6 protein-coding genes and 1 pseudogene are annotated in these 4,877 nt (G+C 69.5%); 4 read left to right on the top strand and 3 right to left on the bottom strand.

Annotation, left to right across the window (positions count from 1 at the left end; translation table 11 throughout):
- Positions 1–105: 105 nt before the first annotated feature.
- On the bottom strand, positions 106–741 hold the full coding sequence (locus tag EIO58_RS12640) for a YqaJ viral recombinase family protein (protein ID WP_240658810.1): 636 nt from the start codon (positions 739–741) through the stop codon (positions 106–108).
- Between the two features lie 277 nt (positions 742–1,018).
- Here EIO58_RS12640 and EIO58_RS12635 point away from each other — a divergent pair, with 277 nt between their 5' ends.
- Positions 1,019–1,327, top strand: coding sequence for a 4a-hydroxytetrahydrobiopterin dehydratase (locus tag EIO58_RS12635; protein WP_164861679.1), 309 nt, complete (start codon positions 1,019–1,021; stop codon positions 1,325–1,327).
- A 6-nt stretch (positions 1,328–1,333) separates the two neighbouring features.
- Here EIO58_RS12635 and EIO58_RS12630 read toward each other — a convergent pair whose 3' ends face one another.
- Positions 1,334–1,732 (bottom strand): GlcG/HbpS family heme-binding protein, encoded by a 399-nt coding sequence (locus EIO58_RS12630; protein ID WP_127819835.1) that lies wholly within the window; start codon positions 1,730–1,732, stop codon positions 1,334–1,336.
- 63 nt (positions 1,733–1,795) lie between these two features.
- Positions 1,796–3,016: a formaldehyde dehydrogenase, glutathione-independent gene (fdhA, locus tag EIO58_RS12625; protein ID WP_127819834.1), complete on the bottom strand. Its 1,221-nt coding sequence runs from the start codon at positions 3,014–3,016 to the stop codon at positions 1,796–1,798.
- Between the two features lie 428 nt (positions 3,017–3,444).
- Between fdhA and rplJ the strand changes: the two genes are divergently transcribed.
- From rplJ to EIO58_RS12610, 3 genes and pseudogenes are all read left to right on the top strand, one after another.
- On the top strand, positions 3,445–3,960 hold the full coding sequence (rplJ, locus tag EIO58_RS12620) for a 50S ribosomal protein L10 (protein ID WP_127819833.1): 516 nt from the start codon (positions 3,445–3,447) through the stop codon (positions 3,958–3,960).
- Between the two features lie 44 nt (positions 3,961–4,004).
- Positions 4,005–4,394, top strand: coding sequence for a 50S ribosomal protein L7/L12 (gene rplL, locus EIO58_RS12615; RefSeq protein WP_109211492.1), 390 nt, complete (start codon positions 4,005–4,007; stop codon positions 4,392–4,394).
- Between the two features lie 90 nt (positions 4,395–4,484).
- Positions 4,485–4,877 (top strand): annotated as a pseudogene (locus EIO58_RS12610) (hypothetical protein); the annotation flags it as partial.

Raw genomic sequence — 4,877 nt, 5'->3', positions numbered from 1 at the left:
CGGCGCCGTTCACCCCGGCCGAGGCGACCGGAGTGCGCCTGTGGGATGCCGCGGCCAGGACTGCGACGGCGCTCGCCTGAGCCGCGCCGCGACAAGGGTGGGGGGTCAGTCGGCGAGCGCGAGTGCGCGGAACGGCTGGCGTGGCACGGACGCGGGCTGCGGCATCCGGGTGTCCTGCCGCCCGCGGGTCGTGCGCACGTAGAGCTCGTCGATGAGGGCGGTCGCCAGGCGCACGAGTTCGGCGATCTCGACCTCGTCGCGGTCGACCCATGCGCACCGTGGCTCGTCGCCGACGGGCACGAAGCCGTCGTGCTGCTCCCACGCGACGAGCGTGCGCTCGGCCCCGAGCACGTGCTGCTGCCACCACACCTGGCGCAGGTACGACCGGGGGATGCTGCGCCACGGTTTGTTCGTGGTCTTGATCTCGGCGAGCGTCACCCGCCCGACGGCGTCGACCGCGATGCCGTCGGGAGTGGCGAGGTGCCGCTTCTCGATGACGGCGTGGAACAGCGCGGACGACGGCTGGATGCCGTGGGTCGCCGCCACCCACGCGGCGATCTCGGGCTCGCGTGCGCGGCCGTGCGCCGTGTAGGCGTTGCCCGAGAACCCGGAGCCCATGAGCTTGGCGTCGGCCGCCCGGGCGATCGCCCGCTCGGACGTCAAAGCTGCGACATCCGTCGCCGTGATGCCCCGCGAGCGGGCTCGCACCCACGCGACCCGGTCGCGCGAGTCCGCGACCATGCGGGCCGCGAGCTCGGGGGTGCGTGCAGCGAGCTCCGGGGTCACTTCTCGAGCGTAACCCGGGCGGGCGACGCCCGCCGCTGCGACCCACCGGGTGCGGGCCGCTCAGGCTTCGTAATCGCCGCGCCGGAGCAGATCCGCGATGTCTGCACATCGCGGTCGAGATTCATCGAACCGCTCCGCACGGCGTACGTGCGTTCCTGTGGGTGACGGTGCGTCGAGGGCCGGCGGGGGAGGAGGGGGTTGTGCTCGCGCGACACCGTGGCATCGTCGAAGCATGGACACCATCACGAGCGACGAGTTCCGCGCGCACCGGGGCGTCGCCGACTGGACTCCCGGCGAAGCCGGCGCCGTCGCGAACTTCCGCACCGGGAATTTCGCGATCGGGGCACAGCTGTTCGCGGTGATCGCCGAGCTCGCCGAGGAGGCGGACCACCACCCCGACGTCGACATCCGCTATTCGTCTGTGCGGGTGACGCTCATGACGCATTCCGCCGGTGGGCTCACGGCGAGGGATGCCGAACTCGCGGCGCGCATCTCGGATGCTGCGCGCGAGCTCGACATCCCGGCCGACCGGGCTGGATGATGAGCGTCAGAAGGCGGCCGCGCCGGCCTCGGCGACGGTCTGGTCCTGTTCGCCCGATCCGCCGCTGACGCCGACCGCGCCGACGACGGCGCCGTCGCGCGAGAGGGGCACGCCACCGGCGAAGATGGCGACCTTGCCGCCGTTGGTGGCGTGGATGCCGTAGAACTGCTGGGTTGGCTGTGCGTTGTCGCCGAGGTCCTTGGTCTGGATGTCGAAGGCCTTCGACGTCCAGGCCTTGTTGATCGAGATGTTGACGCTGCCGATCCAGGCGCCGTCCTGGCGGACGTGGGCGACGAGGTTGCCGCCGGCATCCACCACGGCGATGTTCATCGGCTGGCCGATCTCGTCGGCGCGCTTCTCGGCGGCGGCGATGACGCGGCGAGCGTCTTCGAGCGTGACGGACATGGTGTGGTTCCCTTCTTGTGAGTGAACGGATGCTGCCGGCGGCAGCATCCGGAATCTTCGTCGTCAGGCGGTCTTGATGTAGCCGTTGGGGTTGAGGACGTACTTCTTGGCGGCGCCGCGGTCGAAGTCGGCGTAGCCCTGCGGCGCATCCTCGAGAGGGATGACGGTGGCGCCGACGGCGTCGGCGATCTGGACCTTGTCGTGCAGGATCGCCATCATGAGGTGCCGGTTGTAGCGCATCACGGGGCATTGGCCGGTCGTGAAGGACAGCGACTTCGCCCACCCGAGTCCCAGGCGCAGAGACAGCGAGCCGGCCTTGGCAGCCTCGTCCACGCCGCCGGGGTCCCCGGTGACGTACAGTCCGGGGATGCCGAGCGCGCCGCCGGCGGCGGTGAGATCCATGAGCGAGTTCAGCACCGTCGCGGGGGCCTCCTGGCTCGACTCGGCGCCGTGGCCGCGGGCTTCGAAGCCGACCGCGTCGACACCGGCATCGACTTCGGGAACGCCGAGGATCTGCTCGATCTGGTCCTTCGGGTCGCCCTGCGACACGTTCACCGTCTCGCACCCGAACGACCGCGCGCGGGCGAGCCGGTCCTCGTTGAGGTCGCCCACGATCACCACCGCCGCGCCCAGCAGCTGCGCTCCGACGGCCGCGGCGAGCCCGACGGGGCCTGCCCCCGCGATGTACACGGTCGAGCCGGGGCCGACGCCCGCGGTGTACGCGCCGTGGAACCCGGTGGGGAAGATGTCGGACAGCATCGTCAGATCGAGGATCTTCTCCAGCGCCCGGTCGCGGTCGGGGAAGGCCAGCAGGTTCCAGTCGGCGTAGGGGACGAGCACGTACTCGGCCTGCCCGCCCACCCAGCCGCCCATGTCGACGTACCCGTACGCGCTGCCGGGCCGATCGGGGTTGACGTTGAGGCAGATGCCGGTCTTGCCCTCCTTGCAGTTGCGGCAGCGGCCGCACGAGATGTTGAACGGCACCGACACGATGTCGCCGACCTTGATGAACTCCACGTCCGGGCCGGTCTCGACGACCTCGCCGGTGATCTCGTGGCCGAGCACGAGACCCGTGGGGGCCGTGGTGCGGCCGCGAACCATGTGCTGATCCGACCCGCAGATGTTCGTGGAGACGGTGCGCAGGATCGCGCCGTGCATCACCTTCCTGCCGACGTTCGCCGGGTTCACCCCCGGCCCGTCCTTGAGCTCGAACTCCGGGTAGTCCGTATCGATGACCTCGACCTCACCCGGACCCTTGTAGGCCACCGCTCTGTTGGCAGACATCGTCGTCCCCTTCCGTCGCGTGACGGACATCGTCGCGCGATTCTGTCGTGTGTGGTTGGGCTCGATGCGAGCCTGTACCCAAAGGGACGCCGTCGCAACGGGTCCGGCTGCGTGGGAAGCGGCCGATCGGTGGAGAACTCGTCGGGAGCGCCGGTTCGTGGAGGAGGGAAACAGGGCGCCGATTTGGCCGATCCCGCGGCATCGCGTAGCCTTGACGAAGCCGAAGACCGCCGGTCATCGACGTGCGTGAAAGCGCACGGAGATCGAAGCACTGCAGACGCAGGGGCCCGCGCAGGTGTCACGAACTTTTCACAGCTCCGTGCGCTTGCGCCGGAGCTTTTTTGTCTGCGTGCGCCGACTCTGACGACCGGGAGCCTGCGGCCGGCGCCCCGCCATCGCGGAGCGTCTCGTACACACAAGGAGTGGCCATGGCGCAGAAGGAAGCATCGGTCGCCGAGCTCACGAAGCACTTCGAGGACTCGACCGCCGTTCTGCTGACCGAGTACCGCGGTCTGACGGTTGCAGAGCTCAAGGAGCTCCGCAACGCGATCCGTCAGGACGCGGAGTACGCCGTGGTGAAGAACACGCTCACCAAGATCGCCGCGAACAACGCGGGGATCTCGTCGCTGGACGACGACCTCAAAGGTCCGTCGGCCATCGCGTTCGTGCACGGCGACCCGGTCGCCGTCGCGAAGGGCATGCGTGCCTTCGCCAAGGCACACCCTCTTCTCGTGATCAAGGGCGGTTTCTTCGACGGAAACCCCCTGAGCGCTGACGAGGTCAACAAGCTCGCCGACCTCGAGAGCCGTGAAGTCCTGCTGGCGAAGCTCGCCGGTGCGATGAAGGCCTCGATGACCAAGGCGGCATACGTCTTCAATGCGCTTCCGTCGAAGGCCGTCCGCACGGTCGACGCGCTGCGCGAGAAGCAGGAGTCCGCGGCCTGACATCGGGCCTCGGCGTAGCACAACCACAATCAAGGAGAAACATCATGGCAAAGCTCAGCACTGAGGAGCTGCTCGACGCGTTCAAGGAGCTCACGCTCATCGAGCTCAGCGAGTTCGTCAAGGCGTTCGAGGAGACCTTCGACGTCACCGCTGCCGCCCCTGTGGCCGTGGCCGCCGCCGGCGCTCCCGCCGGTGGTGCCCCCGCCGAGGAGGCCGAGGAGAAGGACGCGTTCGACGTCATCCTCGAGGCCGCCGGCGACAAGAAGATCCAGGTCATCAAGGTCGTCCGCGAGCTCACCTCGCTCGGCCTCGGTGAGGCGAAGGCCGTCGTCGACGGTGCTCCCAAGGCCGTCCTCGAGGGCGCCAACAAGGAGACCGCCGACAAGGCGAAGGCCGCTCTCGAAGAGGCCGGCGCGACGGTCACCCTCAAGTAATCTCGCTCTTCTTCCTGAAGGCCCCGGATGCTGCGCATCCGGGGCCTTCGTCATGCCCGGGCGCAGTGCCCTGCCACCGAAGCGCGATCGGTGAATTCCCTTTCTCACGGATTCATCACGACCGAGCTGGCGGCGGGCGCCCTGGGCGGGACACCGCGTCCTGGAGGGCCGGCTCGTGGCCGACGGCGTCGTGACGAACCCGCTCGCCCATGCCGTGGCGACAACCTTCGCGATCGCGGGGCGACCGCGCCCGACGACGTCGTCGCCGTCGACGCCGACCTGCGCCGTGCGAACGACATCGCGCCCGACGACACCTCGTCGCTGGTGGTCGAGCTCCGCGGCGGCGCGCGCTTCGCGGCCGGACTCGCGGTGACCGCTCCGCGGCGGCACGAGCCGTATCTGCTGGTGCGCGGCACGCGCGGCCACCTCGTCTACCACTACACGCTCGACACGCTCCACGTCTTCCGCGACGGCCCGGCGCTG

Source organism: Microbacterium sp. CPCC 204701, assembly GCF_004010105.1.
GTDB lineage: Bacteria > Actinomycetota > Actinomycetes > Actinomycetales > Microbacteriaceae > Microbacterium.
This window is presented reverse-complemented; position numbering and strand designations above follow the sequence as displayed.

Bases quoted from the DNA above. Each gene is read 5' to 3' on its own strand.
- rplL (WP_109211492.1), top strand. From the start codon at position 4,005: ATGGCAAAGCTCAGCACTGAGGAGCTGCTCGACGCGTTCAAGGAGCTC.
- EIO58_RS12635 (WP_164861679.1), top strand. From the start codon at position 1,019: ATGGACACCATCACGAGCGACGAGTTCCGCGCGCACCGGGGCGTCGCC.
- rplJ (WP_127819833.1), top strand. From the start codon at position 3,445: ATGGCGCAGAAGGAAGCATCGGTCGCCGAGCTCACGAAGCACTTCGAG.
- EIO58_RS12640 (WP_240658810.1), bottom strand. From the start codon at position 741: ATGGTCGCGGACTCGCGCGACCGGGTCGCGTGGGTGCGAGCCCGCTCG.
- fdhA (WP_127819834.1), bottom strand. From the start codon at position 3,016: ATGTCTGCCAACAGAGCGGTGGCCTACAAGGGTCCGGGTGAGGTCGAG.
- EIO58_RS12630 (WP_127819835.1), bottom strand. From the start codon at position 1,732: ATGTCCGTCACGCTCGAAGACGCTCGCCGCGTCATCGCCGCCGCCGAG.